At 69.8% G+C, this 15239-nt stretch carries 16 protein-coding genes; 13 read left to right on the plus strand and 3 right to left on the minus strand.

From position 1 onward, the window contains the following. Positions 1-380: 380 nt before the first annotated feature. Positions 381-1931 carry a hypothetical protein gene (locus ACIBI9_RS23040; protein ID WP_397224209.1) on the plus strand — a complete coding sequence of 517 codons (1551 nt, stop codon included), beginning with the start codon at positions 381-383 and terminating at the stop codon, positions 1929-1931. A 151-nt stretch (positions 1932-2082) separates the two neighbouring features. Beyond that, positions 2083-2877, plus strand: a complete 795-nt coding sequence (locus ACIBI9_RS23045) for an inositol monophosphatase family protein (protein ID WP_397224210.1) — start codon at positions 2083-2085, stop codon at positions 2875-2877. A gap of 38 nt (positions 2878-2915) precedes the next feature. Here the strand turns inward: ACIBI9_RS23045 and ACIBI9_RS23050 are convergent, their stop codons facing one another. Then, entirely contained in the window at positions 2916-3806 is an 891-nt protein-coding gene (locus tag ACIBI9_RS23050) for a MerR family transcriptional regulator (protein WP_397224211.1), read from the minus strand. 45 nt (positions 3807-3851) lie between these two features. On the opposite strand from ACIBI9_RS23050, the gene rplK reads away from it, so the two are divergent. The 8 genes from rplK to ACIBI9_RS23090 all read left to right on the plus strand — a co-directional run bounded on the left by rplK (position 3852) and on the right by ACIBI9_RS23090 (position 9605). After that, positions 3852-4277, plus strand: coding sequence for a 50S ribosomal protein L11 (rplK, locus tag ACIBI9_RS23055; protein ID WP_192788588.1), 426 nt, complete (start codon positions 3852-3854; stop codon positions 4275-4277). 42 nt (positions 4278-4319) lie between these two features. After that, positions 4320-4736, plus strand: a complete 417-nt coding sequence (locus ACIBI9_RS23060; RefSeq protein ID WP_397224212.1) for an HIT family protein — start codon at positions 4320-4322, stop codon at positions 4734-4736. 500 nt (positions 4737-5236) lie between these two features. Then, a complete protein-coding gene (locus tag ACIBI9_RS23065) occupies positions 5237-5464 on the plus strand; it encodes a hypothetical protein (RefSeq protein WP_397224214.1) in 228 nt (75 codons plus the stop codon). Between the two features lie 268 nt (positions 5465-5732). Further along, entirely contained in the window at positions 5733-5840 is a 108-nt protein-coding gene (locus ACIBI9_RS23070; RefSeq protein ID WP_397224215.1) for a keywimysin-related RiPP, read from the plus strand. A 4-nt stretch (positions 5841-5844) separates the two neighbouring features. Next, the gene (locus ACIBI9_RS23075; RefSeq protein ID WP_397224216.1) at positions 5845-7695 is read left to right on the plus strand and encodes a lasso peptide isopeptide bond-forming cyclase; all 1851 of its coding nucleotides are present in this window, start codon (positions 5845-5847) and stop codon (positions 7693-7695) included. Next, entirely contained in the window at positions 7692-7949 is a 258-nt protein-coding gene (locus ACIBI9_RS23080; protein ID WP_397224217.1) for a lasso peptide biosynthesis PqqD family chaperone, read from the plus strand. Before ACIBI9_RS23075 ends, ACIBI9_RS23080 begins: the two co-directional genes overlap by 4 nt. Beyond that, on the plus strand, positions 7946-8371 hold the full coding sequence (locus ACIBI9_RS23085) for a lasso peptide biosynthesis B2 protein (RefSeq protein WP_397224218.1): 426 nt from the start codon (positions 7946-7948) through the stop codon (positions 8369-8371). The genes ACIBI9_RS23080 and ACIBI9_RS23085 overlap by 4 nt, the downstream gene beginning before the upstream one ends. 232 nt (positions 8372-8603) lie before the next feature. After that, positions 8604-9605: a LacI family DNA-binding transcriptional regulator gene (locus ACIBI9_RS23090; protein ID WP_397224219.1), complete on the plus strand. Its 1002-nt coding sequence runs from the start codon at positions 8604-8606 to the stop codon at positions 9603-9605. Here ACIBI9_RS23090 and ACIBI9_RS23095 read toward each other — a convergent pair. Then, the gene (locus ACIBI9_RS23095; RefSeq protein WP_397224220.1) at positions 9602-10924 is read right to left on the minus strand and encodes a cellulose binding domain-containing protein; all 1323 of its coding nucleotides are present in this window, start codon (positions 10922-10924) and stop codon (positions 9602-9604) included. The genes ACIBI9_RS23090 and ACIBI9_RS23095 overlap by 4 nt on opposite strands. Before the next feature lie 119 nt (positions 10925-11043). After that, complete coding sequence (locus tag ACIBI9_RS23100; RefSeq protein WP_397224221.1) at positions 11044-12252, minus strand: ROK family protein; 1209 nt, start codon at positions 12250-12252, stop codon at positions 11044-11046. A 132-nt stretch (positions 12253-12384) separates the two neighbouring features. Here ACIBI9_RS23100 and ACIBI9_RS23105 point away from each other — a divergent pair, with 132 nt between their 5' ends. From ACIBI9_RS23105 to ACIBI9_RS23115, 3 genes are read left to right on the plus strand one after another with little or no spacing between them, the layout of a single operon-like run. Beyond that, on the plus strand, positions 12385-13437 hold the full coding sequence (locus ACIBI9_RS23105) for a substrate-binding domain-containing protein (protein WP_397224222.1): 1053 nt from the start codon (positions 12385-12387) through the stop codon (positions 13435-13437). 53 nt (positions 13438-13490) lie between these two features. After that, positions 13491-14465: an ABC transporter permease gene (locus ACIBI9_RS23110; protein WP_397224223.1), complete on the plus strand. Its 975-nt coding sequence runs from the start codon at positions 13491-13493 to the stop codon at positions 14463-14465. Further along, positions 14462-15217: an ATP-binding cassette domain-containing protein gene (locus ACIBI9_RS23115; RefSeq protein ID WP_387572898.1), complete on the plus strand. Its 756-nt coding sequence runs from the start codon at positions 14462-14464 to the stop codon at positions 15215-15217. Before ACIBI9_RS23110 ends, ACIBI9_RS23115 begins: the two co-directional genes overlap by 4 nt. Positions 15218-15239 lie beyond the last annotated feature (22 nt).

Raw genomic sequence — 15239 nt, forward strand, 5'->3', positions numbered from 1 at the left:
AAGGGGCCGCACGCTGTCGCCGGCCGAGGCGGCGTTTCACCGGCTCGCGTGCACCCCGGAAACGTAGCCCTCGCGGTTTCCGGAGACCGCGCAAAAATAACCACGTCGGCCGTGACGGCCGTCATCGCGCTTTCGTTCACCAGACACGCGCCGAAGTCACGAACATGCCGTTTACGCGAATCCGCGTGGCGTTGCGCCTCCCGGCACCGCGTTGACCAGCAGTAACGCGATTAAGGAGAGGTCCGGGCACGCTAACGAGACTTTCGTTCGAATTTCTGTTCCCCCAGTTATTAATTCGTCGCCGAAACGACCCCGCCGCGTTGTCTCCCCGAGCGACCGTGATCATTCAGGGGCCCGAACCGTCAACGGGGAGAATCACAGTGAAACGTGTCCTGGCGCTGTTATGCGCCTTCATCGTCACGCTCGTCATGATGCCGCCGTCGCAGGCACACGCGTCGGCGTCCACCGGCACGCTCAAGCTCGCCTGGACCTACGTCGCCCTGACCAAGCCATTGACCTCCCACTGGAACAGCGCGGACGACGCGCTCGTGGGGACGGGCGTCCAACCACCCGGCGTGTTCCGTTCCTTCTTCCGCATGGACATCAGCCCGATGCACGGCAAGAAGCTGCTCTACGCCACCTTCCAGAGCTATCTCAACAGCGGCGCCTGCGACCCCGGCATCGAGCTCTGGCTGACCGGGGAGATCGGCCCGAAGACCACCTGGCTCAACCAGCCCGCCTGGAGGCAGAACCTCGGCACCGGGAAGGTCGCCGACGGCTTCGACGCCTGCTTCTTCAGCTGGCGGATCAGCGACCTCGTACGGGAGGCCGTCGCACGCGGCGAGCGGCACCTGACCTTCGGACTGCGTGCGGCCGACGAGGTCGGGCCGAACAAGAGCCTGCGAGTCTTCGAGACCGACCAGGTCGACCACCCGTACTTCGGCCGCTTCAGCACGCCGTCGCTGATGTTCCGGTACAACACCGTGCCTGAGGTGCCCACCGATCCGGCCATCAACCTCAACGACTCCTGCTGGCCGGAACCACGACCGGCGACGAGGTACGTCAACACCACGACGCCCACTCTGGGCGCCGAAATCGTCAACGCCGACCGGGAGCACGGCGACCAGGTGTCAGCGCGCTTCGAGTGGGCTGACTCCTCCGGCACCGTCCTGGGCTCGGCGGCCTCCTCTCCCAGCTCGGACGGCAGACACTGCACCGAGATCCCCGAAGGTCTGCTCGCCGACGGCCAGACCTACCGGTGGCGGGTGCGCGCCGAGGATCACTACCAGGACCCGGAGACCCTGGAGATGCTCAGCGACACCAGCGACTGGACGGCCTGGCAGGAGTTCACCGTCGACGTCACCCGGCCCACGCTGCCGGTGATCGCCTCCAAGGACTATCCGGAGAGCGGGACGGGCGGGCTGGTCGGCACGCCCGGTGTGTTCACCTTCTCCCCCGGCGAGTCCACCGACATCGCCTCCTACAGGTACCGGTTCGGTCCCTCATCACGGGTGGTGACGGCCGACGCCGACGGGAGGGCCGACGTGACCCTCACTCCGACGAGTACCTTCCGCCAAACCCTGTACGTCAGTGCGGTCGACCGGGCCGGTAGCGCCGGGCCGGAGCGTGCCTACTCCTTCACCCCCAGGAGGAACCCGGCGCCGCTGGTCACCTCGACCGTCTACCCCGAGAACGCGCCCGGCGGCGGTGCCGGCGTGCCCGGCGAGTTCACCTTCTCGCCCAACGGTGCGCAGGATGTCGTCGCGTACGGCTACCGCCTGGACTCCGGCGAGACGCTCCGGACCTCCGCCGACACGCCCATCGTGACCATCACGCCCGGCACGGCCGGTCCTCACACGCTGTCGGTGTGGACCATCGATGCGCGCGGCTACCTGAGCTTCACACGTACCTACGCCTTCACGGTGAACTAGCACGACCACCCGCATCCCGCCGCCCCCGGCGTGCACCGCTCGGCCTTGTCAGGGTGCGGCGGGTTGTCGGTGCGGTCCCATGTTCGCGGACGGAGCCGTCGCCCCGCCGATGCCCGCACGGCCGAGAGACGTCAGGGCTATGGTCGTGATCATGTGGATTGACAAGGTGACCGAGATACTCATCGACGCCGCCGAGATCGCGATCCTCCCCCGGTTCCGGGCGCTGGCCGACGGAGAGGTGGCCGAGAAGTCGCCTGGCGAGGTGGTCACCGTGGCCGACCGTGAGGCTGAGGAGCTGATCAGCCGTCGGCTCCGCGGCGTGGTGGATGCCCCGGTCGTCGGGGAGGAGGCGGCCGCCGGCGATCCTCGGCTGTTGACGGCCCTCCGTGAGGCACCGGCGGCCTGGCTTGTCGATCCGCTGGACGGGACCTCCAACTTCGTCGCCGGGCGCTCCGAGTACGCGGTGATGGCGGCGCTCGTGCGCGACGGGGAGACGGTGGCGGCCTGGATCGTGCGGCCGGACGAAGGGCGGGTCTATGTGGCCGAGCGAGGGTCAGGGGCCTGGCGTGACGGGGTACGGGTGCGCAGGGAGCCCGCTCCCGCCGATCCGGCGGCGTTACGCGGGGCCGCGCTCACCAGGTTTCTCGATCCGCCGGCGAAGGCACGGGTCGAGGCCGCGACGCCTCGATTCGCCGCCCTGGGGCCGGGCACCGGCTGCGCGGGCGTGGATTACCCCCGGCTGCTGGACGGCGAGCAGGACTTCGTCCTGTTCCAACGGACCCTGCCCTGGGACCATGCTCCCGGTGCCCTCCTGCTGACCGAGGCGGGCGGTGTCGCGCGCCGCCCGGACGGGAGCCCTTACCGGCCGGCTGACCCGCGCCCAGGATTGCTCAACGCCGCGGACATGAACTGCTGGAACACGGTGCGCCCGCTCCTGCTGGGCTGATCTCAGGCGATCCTCCGTGCGCGCGATGTGGCGGGGTCTCACGTGCTCGGGAAGTGACGCAGCGTGGCCTCGATCCAGCCGTACGCGATCGTGGGCTCCGACGGCCAGGGCCTGTCCTGGATGATCGACACCAGCTCCCACAGCCTGGCTGCCCGGGGGTCGTGTTCGTCGAACGTGCGCCGCAGCTCCTCGCGGCTCTGCCCCATCAGCGCCAGGATCCGATCGAGAATCGGCTCGGATTCGGGTGAGCCGGGCTCGATGCCCGCCCGCGAAGCGGTCAGCGCCTCCCGCATGATCTGGACGTTGATCTCGTGCCAGGCGTCGAAATCCCTGTCCTCCTCCCAGTAGTCCGCGCTCTGCCGGCGCAGGCTCTCGCGGTAGTCCTCGTCGGCGAGCAGCTCGGCGAGCTCCAGCCATGCGTCGAGCTGGGTGACGGTCGGCTCCTCGGGCAGTTCGGGGAGCATGGCATCGCGCATGTTGGTCAGCCACTCGTGCCGGGCCTCGACGGTGCCGCCGACCTCGTCGACGAACTCGTCCAGCAGGATCTCCATCTCGGCCGCGCCGAGCCGGCCGAGCGCGTGGAGTCTGCTCAGATCCTCCTCGGCGGGATCGCCGTCCCGGGCGAGGGTCGCCCTGAGCACCGCCCTGGTCCGCTGGAGCGACTTGAGCTGCGTCTCGACCGCCTTGAGGTGAAGATCGAGCACGTCCCTCAGCCGGCGGTCGCCTAGCGAGCGGATCGTGGCCAGGTCGACCCCGATCTCCCTGAGCGTGCGGATCAGCTCCAGCCGGGCGCGGTCCTCATCGCCGTAGAGCCGGTAACCGGAGGGAGTGCGCTCGCGCTCGGGCAGCACGCCCGCGTCCGAGTAGAAGCGGATCGTCTTCACCGGCAGGCCGGTCAGCTTCGCCAGGCGGCCGATCGTGTAGCTCATAATTCCCTTGAGCCTCCAGTAACTGGAGACTTTAGCGTAGCCGACATGGCGAAGCAGAAGATAGCCAGGGTCGTCACCCTGCACATTCAGGCCGGTGAGGCGGGCCCGGCGAACGTCGGCAAGGACCTCGGGCCGCTCGGCATCAACCTCATGGAGTTCTGCCGGCAGTACAACGCGCAGACCCAGGACCGGCGCGGGTTCGTGATCCCCGCGGTCATCACCGTGTACGAGGACAGGTCGTTCGAGGTCGTCACCAAGCAGCCGACCACGGCCTCGCTGATCCGCCGCGTCGCCGGGCTCGACGGCGGCAGCCCGCGCCCGGGCCACCAGAACGGCGGCTGGATCACCCGTGCCCAGCTCCGCGAGGTCGCCCAGGCCAAGCTCCCCGACCTCAACACCGCCGACCTGGATCAGGCCGAGAAGATCGTCGCGGGAACGGCCCGCTCCATGGGCCTCACCGTCCGCGACTAAAACCCGGTGCGGCGGAGCCTGCCCGCCCAGATCATGATTGGCATGAGGGTCTGCGTTTTCTGCGAGATCATCGCCGGGCGCGCCGCGGCCGGCGTCGTTCACGAGGACGACAGCGTGGTGGCCATCCTGGACCACAAGCCGGCCACGGTCGGCCACGTGCTGGTGATCCCGCGCGTACACGTGGTCGGACTGGCGGACGCCGATGACGCGGTCGGCGCGGCGATCTGGCGTGCCGCACGGCGCGTGTCGGGCGCCTTGCGGGCGTCGGGGCTGCGGTGCGACGGGGTGCGGCTGTCCCTGGCCGACGGGGAAGCCGCCGGTCAGGACGTCTTCCATCTGCACCTGCACGTGGTGCCGCGCTTCCCCGGAGACGGCGTCGTGGCCACCGCCGGCCGGAAGAAGCGGTCGCGTGAGCTGCTCGACCAGGATGCGGCGCTGATCCGGGAAGCCCTTACGTGAGCCCTTGAGCGAGCTCGCCGCGGATGTCCCCGGCGACACTCCCACCCAAGAAATATATTTCGATAATCGCCTGTTTTGATCATTTCCATCTTTTTCTCCAAGTCGATCCCCATGTGAGTTATCCCGCCATTGAGCGGGTACCTCCAGCTCGCACCATCAGGGGGATGTGGCATTAAGTCCGATTCTTCCGAATCCGACCTATAGGGGGAAAACAGGTGATTAATCACCGAAGCATCAGGAGCGCGCTGGGCCTTGCTCTGGCAGCGGCGGCGGCCAGCGGATTCGCGACTCTTACATTTACGGCGTCGGCAGATGCCTCTGCGGTCAAGGCGGAAACCGCGATCAATCTCGCCACCGATCCGAGGTCGGACAAGGAGGACAAGCCAACCCGCGCGATCGACTCGGCCTTCCAGGGCGACCCAGAGGACCAGAAGAGGCAGCCGGTCAAGTTCGTAGGGGTCATCCGCGACGACAGAGTCGCGATCAGGGACCCGAGGACGATGCCACAGTGGCATGACCTGACCTCGCTGCTGCCGCGCGACTTCGGCCGCCTGGTCGACATCACCCTGGCCGCGCCCGACGAAGGCGACACCGTGCACATCACCGTGCTGAACGAGCGCGGCAAGGTGGCCCAGAGCAGGTGCACGGTCTTCCCGACCCCGGGCACGAAGGGGACGCCGGAGTGGCCTGAAAACTGCACCGACTTCATCGACCTCACGCGTAGGTGAGTCGCCCGATCCACCGATGATGAATGCCGTGCCCGGGAAGCTTTCCGGGCACGGCATTCACCGCACACTTTTTGCTACATTTTTGTGACTGTACAGCACACATGATTAGCCAATTGTACGATTTGCCACCCCACTCACCGCGCCATTTTGGGCGATTTATGCGCAGAAAGCACGCTATAGCGTTACTCGATGCTTGGCCTGGACGAAAGCGCCGCAGGCAATGCAAAGTCGTCCGTGTAATGCAGGGAGCGAGCCGAAGGGAAATCGCATGAAGCGCTACGAGAAGCCCCGTCTTCTGGCAGCCGGATCCTTCCGCAAGACCACCGGCCTCCTGGCACGGCACGGCAACGACCGCTTGATCTTCAGCAAGAACTGAGATCATGCCCGACTGCGGCATGCTGAGCCTGCCGCACCACGGCGAGGCGTACTTCGTGGTCCTCCCCGACCACGAGGCTGCGCCCGCCGTGGCGGCGGCCCTGCGTACGGCGACTGCCCGCACCATCACACACGCCTCCGGACGGCCCTGGCTGGTCGGGCACTGGTCCGACGAGGAGCTGACGGTGGCCGAGGCGGGCGCCACCAGGCTGGCCGTGATCGGCCGCTGCGCGATCGACGCCGAACGGCTGGCCACGGAGGCGGGCCGGCTGCGTGACCTGGCGCACCTCGACCGGCTGGCCCGGACCCTGCCCGGCAGCTTCCACCTCGTCGCCGCGCTGGACGGCCGGTTACGCGTCCAGGGCACCGCGTCCGGACTCCGGCTGATCTTCCACACGCGGGTGAACGGGCTCACCGTCGCCTCCGACCGCGCCGACGTCCTGGCCACCGCCACGGGCGCCGAACTCGACGTGCGGCGCCTGGCCGTACGGCTGCTCTGGCCCGTACCCCATCCCTTGCTGCACCTCCCCCTCTGGCCCTCGGTGACCGCCGTCGAACCCGGCCATCACCTGACCGTCGCGGCGGACGGGGTGACCGCGCGGCACCGCCGCTGGTGGACGCATCCCGAGCCCGTCCGTACGCTGTCCGACGCCGCCGAGGACGTCCGGCGGACGCTCGACGACGCGGTCGGTGCGCGCACCAAGGCAGGCGGCACGGTGAGTTTCGACCTGTCCGGAGGGTTGGACTCCACGTCGCTGTGCTTCCTGGGCGCCGCCCGGCAGGAGGCGCACCTCATCGCCTCCACCTGGCCGGGCCGCGACCCGGCCGACGACGACCTGCCGTGGGCCCGGCGCGCCGCGGGCCATCTGCGCGGCGTCGAGCATGTGGTCTGGCCGGCAGAGGAGTCCCCGCTGGTCTACGAGAACCTGCTGAGGGTCGACGACACGCTGGACGAGCCCACCATCGGCGTCATGGACCGCGCCAGGGTGCTGGCGCACCTGCCCCGGCTGGCCGCCAGGGGCAGCAGGCTGCACGTGACCGGCATCGGCGGCGATCACGTGGCCTGGTGCTCGGAGGCGAGCTACCACCGGCTGCTGCTCAGGCGGCCGATGCTGGCGATCGAGCGGCTGCGCGGTTTTCGCGCGCTGTTCCACTGGCCGTACGGGCCGATGCTCCGGACGCTGGCCGACCGCCGTTCCTACCGCCGCTGGCTGACCGGCTCGCTCGCCGACCTGCGTGCCCCGCTGGCGCCGCCGGTGGCCGACGCGCTGGGCTGGGGATCGCCACCCCGGCTGTTCCCGTGGATCACCCAGGACGCGGGCCGCATGGCCGCCGAGGTGCTCGCCGAGGCCGCCCCGTACGCCGAGCCGCTGGGAGCCGACCGGGGACAGCACGCCGACCTGCGCGCCATCCACGACAGCTGCCGGATCATCCGCCAGTGGGATCAGATGAGCGTCCGCGCGGGTCTGCCGATGACCTCTCCCTTCCTCGACGACCGGGTGATCGAGGCGTGCCTGTCGGTGCGCCCGCAGGACCGGGTGACGCCGTGGCGCTACAAACCCCTTCTGACGGCCGCGATGCGCGGCGTCGTGCCCGATGAGTGCCTGCGGCGGACCAGCAAGGCGGAGGCCTCGCTCGACGCCGCCGACGGGCTGCGCCGCCACGGCCCCGACGTGCAGGCGCTCTGGGCGGACTCCCGGCTGGCCCGGCTCGGGCTGGTGGACACCGCCCTGCTCAAGGACCTCACCGCGCACCCCGACACGCCGGGCCTGCGGGAGGCGATCCTGTACTCGACCATCGGCTGCGAGGTCTGGCTGCGGACCCTGGAGCCGTTCGACAAGGAGGACGACCGATGAGCCTGCGGCTGAGCGCCGACGTGTCCACCGCCGACACCGACTACGGCATCGTGCTGCTCGACCAGCGCAACGGCGACTTCTGGCAGCTCAACCCGAGCGGCGCGCTGGCCGTGCGCCGGCTGCTGGACGGCGACACCCCGGAGCAGGCGGCCGCGGCCTTGGCGGCGGAGTTCGAGGTCGGGCACGAGGAGGCCCTGGAGGACGTGATGGCGCTGCTGGAACAGCTGCGGACGGCCGGGTTGGTGGCGCCGTGACCGTTCCGAGCGCGCTGGAGCGGCCTCAAGGGATTCCGTGGCGGGCCAGGCTGGCGGCGCGGATCGCGGTGGGAGCGGCGTTCTCGCTGGCCGCGCTGCCGCCCCGGCGGCTGCGTACCGTGCTCGCCCTGCTGAGCCGGCGCGCCAGGCCCGCCACGTACGCCCAGGCCAAGGCCGCCAAGGACGCGGTGCTCGCGGTGAGCCTCACCTGCCTGGGCGTGCACGGCTGCCTTCCCCGGTCGCTGGCCACCGCCCTGCTGTGCCGGATGCGGGGCTCGTGGCCGACGTGGTGCACGGGTGTCCGGGTGAGGCCCCCGTTCGGGGCGCACGCCTGGGTCGAGGCGGAGGGCAGGACGGTGGACGAGCCCACACCGGAGGGGTATCTCGCTCCCTTGATCACTGTCGCCCCGCGCCCGGGATGAGGAGTTGCGTGGGACCATCGGGCCGTGGCGGCGCCCTCGGCGGCCGGCGTCAGCCCGGAGCCGGCCGCGACGGTGATCTGCTCCAGCGACGGTCCCTTGACCGTCGGTGCCGGACTGCCGGCGCGTGAAACGTAGACCGGTCTACATGGGCATAAAATCGGCCAGGACCCGCTTCGAGAAGGGGATGCCCATGGTCGCGCCCGAGCGACGACGAAGAGTGACCATATCTGACGTGGCGAAACTCGCCGGGGTCTCCAAGGCGGCGGTCTCCAAGGTCATCCGGAACGACTACGGCGTCAGCGAGGCCATGCGCGACCGCGTCAAGCGGGCCATCGACGAGCTGGGCTATCGCCCCCAGGCCGCCGCCCGCGCGCTGCGCGGACGGTCGTTCACCATCGGCGTCCTCATGCAGCACATCGGGATCCCGTTCTACGCCGAGATCATGAGCGGCCTGGTGGAGCAGCTGGCGGAGTCCGACTATCAAGCGATCATGATCCAGGGCGGCACCCGCGCCAAGACCGAGGAACGAGCCATCGACGCCCTGATGGACCGGCAGGTGGACGGCATCCTCATGATCGCCCCGCTCGCCGGCCGCACTCAGCTGGAGCGGGTGGCGCGCGAGATCCCCACCCTGGTGCTCGGCCGGCACGATCGCTCACCGGCGTACGACTCGATCGTCGACGACGACCGGACCGGCTCCGAGCTCGTCATGGAGCACCTGATCTCGCTCGGTCACCGTCGCATCGGGCATATCACCTTCCACCGGGAGCGCGAACGGGCGGCCGACCAGATGCCGCGCATCAGGGCCGAGACCTACGAGCGCGTGATGCGTGACCACGGGTTCACCGACGAGATCGCCGTCGTCGCGACCTCGTACTCCGAGGAAGGCGGTTATCTCGGTGCCCACGAGCTGCTGAGCCGGTCCCCGCGCCCCACCGCGATCTTCGCGGGCTCCGACGAGTCGGCGCTCGGCGTCCTGACCGCGCTCCACGAAGCCGGTCTTTCCGTCCCGGACGACGTCTCCGTCGCCGGCTACGACAACACCCGGCTGGCCGCCCATCCCAACATCGCGCTGACCACCGTCAACCAGGACGGAGCCGTGATGGGCCGCACGGCGGGACGGCTGCTGCTCGAACGCATCGGAGGCCGCACCACAGCGGTGCACTTCTCCGTCACGCCGAGTCTGGTCGTGCGCCGCTCCACCGCACCTCTCCGCGGCCCTATGACTGCCTAGGAACAGGTGATGCCGGTCGGGCCGGCCGTGGACGGGCCGTTGGCCTGGAAGCCGAAGGTGGCCGTCGCGCCCGCCGCGAGGCTCGTGGCCCAGCTCGGCGCCTTGATCGTCCAGGTGGCGCCCGACGTCGTGACGGTGGAGCCCCAGGCGTTGACCAGGCTCACGCCGGACGGCGCGGTCCACGTGATCGTCCAGTTGTTCCAGGTCGTGGTGCCCGTGTTCTTCACCGTGACGTTGGCCGTGAAGCCGCCCTGCCAGGCGCTGGCGACCTGATGGTTCACGCTGCAGGAGACACCGGTGCCGCCCGTGGGCGTGACGGTGGGGGTCACCGTCGGGGTCACCGTCGGGGTCACCGTGGGCGTGGAGGTCGGGCCTTGTGAGGTGGTGTAGCTGATCTTGGTGTACGGCGTGCCGCACTGCGGGTTGCAGGCCGACGGCAGCGAGAAGCTGTACACGCGACCGCCGTTGATCAGCGTGTCCGTGGCGTCCCGCACCCGGACCTGGAACTGGCTCGCGCCCGACGTGATCCCGCCGATGACGTAGGACTGGCCCATGTCGCCGTTCATCTGGGCCGTCTGCCAGGTGCCGTTGGCGTAGTACTCGACGCCGTGGATGCCGTTGGCCAGGTGCGAGACGGAGATGGCCGGCCACCAGACCTGGGCGCCCTGGAGGAATCCGATGTTGATGTCGCCGCTGTAGTCGGGCGCGGGGACGAACGACCAGGTGACGTGCCGGTTGTTCCAGTGGTTGGGGTACATGTCCCCGATCGCGGAGCCGTTCTTCACGAACCGGTTGAGCGAGTCCTTGGACAGGTCCAGATGGTAGGGATCGTCGCGGCACCAGCCGTTGGCGTCGCCGCAGCTGTCGGCGACGAGCATGGTCAGCTTCGCGCCGTTGTAGGCGTCGGAGACCCAGGAGCCGTTGCGGCAGAACGCCTGGTTCGGCGCGCCGTCGTTGGTGCCGGTGCAGTAGTCACTGATCTCGACCTGGACGTAGCGGCCGCAGTTCAGGCCGTTGTTCCATAACCCGGCCTTGCTGAGATCGGCTCCCGTCAGCGGCCGGGGGTAGAAGGTGTAGTCGCCGGGGGTGTTGTAGACGTTGAGCGCGACGAAGTCCTGCGAGTCGAGGTTCGCCTGGGGCATCCCGCAGCCGCCGTACGGCGAGCCGAGTCCGTCGAAGTAGGTGGCGTTGCCGGTCACCGGGCCGGGCGGGTCGCTCACCGCGCCGGCGGACTGTTCCGTCAAGGACACGAAGGCGCAGAGCACGACCAGGAAACCGGGAAGCAGGATGGCAAGCAACCGGCGACGAACGTAACTCATCGGACTCCCAACCCAGAAAGGTTCGGATCGACTGTTTCCGCGGAGCTACGGCCCGGTCAAGGGCAGGCGATCGCGACCTGGGCGAACACGCCGGAGAGCCTGTAACTTTCATCGGCGCGCTATGCCACCGCGCCGTCCACGAGCTGCTGGACCCGCGCGGGGGTGTAGATGCCGTCGACCAGCAGCTGCGCCAGGCCGAGCACGCCCGCGTGCGGGTCGAGGTCGCTGCGCACGATCTGCAGGTTGCGGGTGGCCAGCGGGAGCGAGCGCCGGTAGACGATCTCGCGGATGCCGGCGAAGAGCTGCTCGTCGGTGTGGGCGAGCTGCCCGCCGATGGCGATGACGCGCGGGTTGAACAGGTTGACCGTGTCGGCGATCGCGCCGCCGAGGATGCGGGCCGCGCGCCGGGCGAGCCGCACCGCGACGAGGTCGCCGCTGCGGATCAGGCGTACGGCGTCGTCCACGGTGGTCACGTCGCGGCCCGCCTCGCGCAGGTCGCGCACGATGGCCCAGCCCCCGGCGTACGCCTCGACGCAGCCCGCGTTACCGCACCGGCAGATGGGCGGCTCGGCCACGTCGTCCACCGTGACCTGGATGTGGCCGACGTCGCCGGCCGCGCCGTCGGCGCCGCGGTGCACCTTGCCGCTGGCGATGAGGCCGGTGCCGACGCCGGTGCCGATCTTGAGCATGAGCAGGTGGGGCACGTCCGGGTAGCGCAGCCGCTGCTCGCCGTACGCCATGGCGTTGACGTCCTTGTCCACCAGGACGGGGCAGTCGAAGCGGGAGCGGAACCAGCCGGGGATGTCGTAGCGGTCCCAGCCGGTCATGATCGGCGGGCTGACGACCCGTCCGGTCTCGAAGTCCACCGGGCCCGGCACGTCGAGCCCGATGCCGAGCACCTCGCCGGGCTTGCGCCTGGCCGCGGCGAGGACCTCGGTGAACAGCTCGTCCACGATGGTGAGGATGGCCTGTGGGCCCGCCGTCACCTCGGCGCGGACCTCGCGCTCGGCCCGCACCTCACCGGCCAGGTCGCACACGGCGGCCCGCAGGCCGGTCGCGCCGATGTCGGCCACCAGCAGCACCCCGCGGTCGCGGTTGACCACGAACTGCCCCGCCGGGCGGCCGCGCGTGCGCGCCTCCTCCTCGGCTGGAATCAGCAGGCCGGCCGCCAGCAGGCCGTCGAGCCGCTGGTTGACCGTGGTGCGCGACAGACCGGTGTGGCGCATCACGTCGGCCTTCGTCAGGCCGTCGGGGGCGTCGCGGAACAGGCTGAGGATCTCGCCTGAGCTGGCTCCCAGCCGCGCGCCGGGCTGACTCGGTGCATCCATACGGGTCACTTTAGCTATGTCTCCGACTAGACGGAAGTTAGCCATGTTTCGACTAAAAAAGTCGAAAGAAGTGTTGCAATCTAACGGAAACACTGGTTACGGTCATGCCATCGACGCTGAAAGGGGCATCCGATGATGGCCAACACCCGAGGTCGCCGCACCGCGGCCCTCAGCGCGGTTCTCGCTGCGGGCGCGCTCGCACTGGCCGCCTGCGGTTCCAGCGAGACCACCGGGACCACCCCCGCGGCCGGGGAGGCGGGCACCACGGCACCCAAGATCGCCGCCGTGATCAAGGGACTGGACAACCCGTTCTTCCAGACGATGAAGCAGGGCATGGACGACCGGGCCGCCACGGCCAAGGTGCCGGTCACCGTCCAGGCGGCCAACGCCATCACGGACACGACCGGCCAGGCGGACAAGCTCAACGGCCTGGCCGGGCAGGACTTCTCCTGTTACGTGGTCAACCCGATCTCCGGCACCAACCTGGTCCAGGGCCTGGCCCAGCTCTCCGCCCAGAACAAGACCGTGGTCAACATCGACAGCCCGATCGACGCGGCGGCGGCCAAGAGCGCCAACGTCAAGCTCGCGACGTACATCGGGACCGACAACGTCGAGGCCGGCAAGACGGCCGGGCAGCGCATGACCGAGCTGCTGGCCGACGGCGGCAACGTGGCGGCCATCGGCGGCATCGCGGGCGATGTGACCAGCGGCGCCCGGGTCGAGGGCTTCCAGCAGGGCCTCGGGCCCAAGGTCAAGATGGTGCAGACCGTCGCGGCCAACTGGGAGCGGCAGACCGCGCTCACCGCCGCCACCGACGTGCTGCAGGCGCACCCCGACCTGGCCGGATTCTTCGTCGCCAACGACGACATGGGGCTGGGCGTGGCGCGCGCCGTCGCCAACGCGGGCAAGGCCGGCAAGGTCAAGGTCATCAGCGTCGACGGCATCAAGGACGCGCTCAACGCGGTCAAGGCCGGCACCCTGGACGGCACCGTCGCCCAGTACCCGTACGCGATCGGGCTGATGGGCGTGGAGGCGTGCCAGGCGGCGGCGACCGGCAAGACGCTGCCCGCCAACGTCAAGGCCCCGGTCGAGCTGGTCACCAAGGAGAACGCGGACAAGGCGCTGGCGGCCACACCCAAGCCGTTCGGCAGCTACGACGACCCGTTCGCGTCCCTCATCAAGTAGCGCCTACGCCGTCCTGCCCGGCCGTCCGGCCGGTGGGACGAGGAGTGACAGACATGGCAAACGCAACGCTCGCGGCCCGCGACGGAGAGCACTGGGCCGCGAAGCTGAAAGACGTCGGGTTCTGGGCGGAGTGGGCGGCCCTTGTCGGACTGGTCGTCCTGGTGATCGTGTTCCAGGCGCTCAACCCGACCTTCCTCAGCCCCGGCAACATCACCTCCATGCTGCTGGCCGCCGCGATCCTGATCGTGCTGGCCGTGGGCCAGACGTTCGTGATCGCCACCGCCGGCATCGACCTGTCGATCGCCTCGGCGATGACCCTGGGCGCGGTGGTCTTCGGCCAGGCATACACGGCGCAGTGGGGGCTGGCGCTCTCCTGCGTGGTGGGCGTGCTCGCTGCGGCGGCGGCGGGCCTGGTCAACGGCATGATCACCGCTTGGGGGAAGATCGCCGACTTCATCGTGACGCTGGGCATGCTCTCGGCGGCCTCCGGTCTGGCGCTGATCCTCTCCGACGGCAAGCCGGTCACGATCATCGACCCCGCGCTGCTCGCCCTGTCCACCGGGCGGGTGGGGATCTTCGGCTACTCGTTCCTGATCGCGATCGCGGTCGCGGTCGTGGCGCACGTCGTGCTGTTCCACACCAGGTTCGGCACCCACGTGCTGGCCACCGGCGGCTCGCCGGAGTCGGCCAACGCGATGGGCATCAGCACCCGGCGGATCAAGATCGCCGTCTACGCCATCAGCGGCGCGCTGGCCGGGCTGGGAGCGCTGCTCCTGGTCGCCCGCGTCGGCGCGGCCGAGCCCGCCTCCAACACCTCCTTCCTGCTCAACTCCGTGGCCGCGGTCGTGCTCGGCGGGGTGAGCCTGTTCGGCGGGCGGGGCACCATCATCGGCCCGGTCATCGGCGCACTGCTGCTGGTCGCGCTGGTCAACGGGCTGACCCTGCTCGGGGTCTCCCAGTTCTACCAACCGCTGGCCGTCGGCGTCGTCGTGGTGCTGGCCGCCCTGCTCACAAGGTTCCAGCGATGACCGAGAACGGCACTCCCCTGCTCGAGGCCCACGAGGTCTCCCTGGCCTTCGGCAGCGTACGCGCGCTGGCCGACGTCTCCCTCACCCTGCGCCGCGGCGAGATCACCGCGCTGGTCGGCGACAACGGCGCGGGCAAGTCCACCCTCGTCCGCTGCGTCTCCGGCATCCACCGGCCGCAGAGCGGGCGCATCGTCTTCGACGGCGCCGAGACCGACTTCCGCTCCCCCGAGGACGCCCGCGAGGCCGGGATCGAGACCGTGCACCAGAACCTCGCCCTGGTGGAAGACCTCACGGTGTGGCAGAACCTGTTCCTCAACCGCGAGATCGTCCGCAGGTTCGGCCCGGTCGCCCTGCTCGACCGGCGCGCCATGCAGGCCCGCGCCCGCGAGATGGTCTCGACGCTCGCCGTCAACGTGCCCGCGGTGAAGTCCCGGGTGCGCCGGCTCTCGGGCGGCCAGCGCCAGGCCGTGGCCATCTGCCGCGCCGCCGGGTTCAGCTCCAAGCTCGTGATCATGGACGAGCCCACGGCCGCGCTCGGCGTGCAGGAGACCGCCCGGGTCGAGGAGCTGATCCTCAGGCTCCGCGACGAGGGTCACGCGGTCCTGCTCATCAGCCACAACTTCGCCCAGGTCATGCGGCTCAGCCAGCAGGTGTGGGTGATGCGGGCCGGGCGGTGCGTGGGCGGGCGGCGTACGGCCGAGACCACCGGCGAGGAGATCGTCGCCCTGATCACCGGCGCGCTCAGCAACTGACGCCCCAGAAAGGCAACCCATT

Source organism: Nonomuraea sp. NPDC050451, assembly GCF_044458585.1.